The sequence below is a fragment of the Protofrankia sp. Cr1 genome (genome assembly GCF_963555865.1).
Classification (GTDB): domain Bacteria; phylum Actinomycetota; class Actinomycetes; order Frankiales; family Frankiaceae; genus Protofrankia.
Window position 1 is genome coordinate 1 of sequence record NZ_CAUVXO010000708.1, and the last position, 743, is coordinate 743.

Annotated in this window: 1 protein-coding gene; it reads right to left on the minus strand. The window is 66.5% G+C overall.

The window, feature by feature from the left end; genetic code table 11:
- Window positions 1-606 (minus strand): protein tyrosine phosphatase (locus U9980_RS28335; protein ID WP_322770728.1); only part of this gene is annotated, 606 nt, incomplete at its 3' end.
- Between the last annotated feature and the right edge of the window lie 137 nt (window positions 607-743).

The following is a 743-nucleotide window of genomic DNA, read 5'->3' on the forward strand; positions in this document are numbered from 1 at the left end:
AATCGATGCTCCGATCGGGTCGGCGATGTCGTCGTCGGTGGGATGCTCGGGCCGGCGCTGACCCCGGTGATCCGCCGCGTGGGCGACAAGCGCGTCTCCACAGGTTCGGACACCGTCTGTCCGGATCGTCTCCGCTGGGCAGGGGTTCGCCTGGCCGGTGCGTGCCGGGATGCCGGCGGAGGCGATGCCGGCAGAGGCGATGCCGGCGGTCAGCCGGGCGAACTCTCGGAGCGTGAAGGTACGGCGCACCGCCTTCGGCGCCATTGCCACCACGAAGCTGCGGTGTTCGCGCCCGGCGCACAGCACCAAGCAAGCGTCGCTCACCATCGTGTCGTCAAGGCGGCGCGCGGCGAAGCCGGCCGGGTCGATGCCTCGTTCTGCCAGGACTGCGGCGGCATGCCGGTGCATCGGCATGCCGTTACGGGCGTGTGTTCCGGCGCTGCTGACGGTCACCGAATGCACCTCGGTGCCAAGGTTTGCCCGCAATGCCGCGACGGCGAGATACTCGGTCATCGGTGATCGGCACAGGTTGCCCGTACAGACCACCAGCACCTGCCAGGGCGGCGTGGACGAGATCGGTTGGTTGATCGTCGCCGAAAGTGCCACGTCGTCCGCCCCTCCTCGGGTCCGGGCTTGGATGTTTTTAGTGTCAATAATATTACTCAATGTAGTTGATGTGTCGCTTGCCAATGCGGTTGCTTGTTGCTGGGGCGCGACACCTGCCACGACATCCCTCCAGAGGG